Annotated in this window: 1 protein-coding gene and 2 pseudogenes; 1 reads left to right on the plus strand and 2 read right to left on the minus strand. The window is 70.4% G+C overall.

Annotated elements, in window-relative coordinates:
- Both BN903_RS17330 and BN903_RS18000 read right to left on the minus strand, forming a co-directional pair.
- Window positions 1–272 (minus strand): annotated as a pseudogene (locus BN903_RS17330) (DUF4350 domain-containing protein); the annotation flags it as partial.
- A gap of 8 nt (window positions 273–280) precedes the next feature.
- Window positions 281–547 (minus strand): annotated as a pseudogene (locus BN903_RS18000) (hypothetical protein); the annotation flags it as partial.
- 128 nt (window positions 548–675) lie between these two features.
- Between BN903_RS18000 and BN903_RS07035 the strand changes: the two are divergent.
- A partial coding sequence (locus tag BN903_RS07035; protein WP_048077056.1) for a DUF1616 domain-containing protein occupies window positions 676–1,195 on the plus strand: 520 nt, incomplete at its 3' end.

Raw genomic sequence — 1,195 nt, forward strand, 5'->3', positions numbered from 1 at the left:
CGCCGCGAGTCGTTTTCGCCGTACTCCCTCGCGGGTGCGAGCGCGACCGCGACGGTTCCGTTCGGGTCGGTCGTCTCGTACGCACCCGTCGCGAGCGCGACACGGCTCTCTGACTCCTGATCGGCGAGTTCGCGGAAGTCGCTCGTCCCGTCCCACTCGACGTTGTACGCGCCGAAGGCGGCCGTGGTCGTGCTCGCGGCGACGACCAGCGCGACGGCGAGGACGAGCGCCAGCGCGTACAGGACCAGCCGCGGGATCGGTGGTGTGTCCATCTACACGAGCCCCTCGGGAGGATCTCGAGGATCCGGCGCACGACGATGTAGCCGAACCCGGCGAGCCCGACCGCGATCACCGGGAGCAGCCGACGCCGCCAGCGCGGCGTCACGTTGAACGGCGCAGTCAGCTCGACGACGACGAGCAGGCCGATGAGCGACACCACGAAGAACAGCTCCAGCGACAGCGATCCCAGCGCGGCCAGCAGGAGGATCGCCGCGAGCATCCAGGCGACGACCCCGTACACGAACCGCTGCCGCCTCCCGAGTGCCATTGTGTCCCGACTTCGCGCGAGAAGATATCAATCCTGTGGTACGATACCCCGTTTCCTCCCGGCGGTGACCGGACTCGATCGCCGCGGCGACCGAGTCGCTTTTGTCCGCCGTGTCGTTTGCGTGACGTATGGTCGACCGACGCGACGCGTGGCTGCTGCTCCCCGGGCCGGTCCGCCGGCTCCCGGCCGACCTCGCCGCGACGGTCGTGTTCACGCTGGCAACGCTCGCGACGGTGTTCGTCCCCGTCGTCAACGAAACCCCGCTCCGCGTGGCTTTCGGACTCGCGTTCGTGTTGTTCCTCCCCGGCTACGCCTTCATCGCCGCGCTCTTCCCCGAGGCCGGGACGGGGGCGTCCGACGGGGAGTCGTCGACTTCCGGGGACGCGTCGGACGCGGGGGCGTCGACCGAGGACGCGTCTGACGCGGCGGGATCGACCGCGGAGGCCGGTGACGAGCCCAGTCCCGTACCCGGCACCGCGGCGGCCGAACGCGCGTCGGAGGCCGACTCGACGAGTGCCACGGCCGCCCTCGGGTCGCCCGACCGGTCGGGGATCGACGGGATCGAACGCGTCGCGCTGTCGTTCGGGCTCTCGATCGCGGTCGTCCCGCTGATCGGGCTCGTGTTGAACTTCACCCCGTGGGGAATTC

It is taken from the genome of Halorubrum sp. AJ67, from assembly GCF_000513435.1.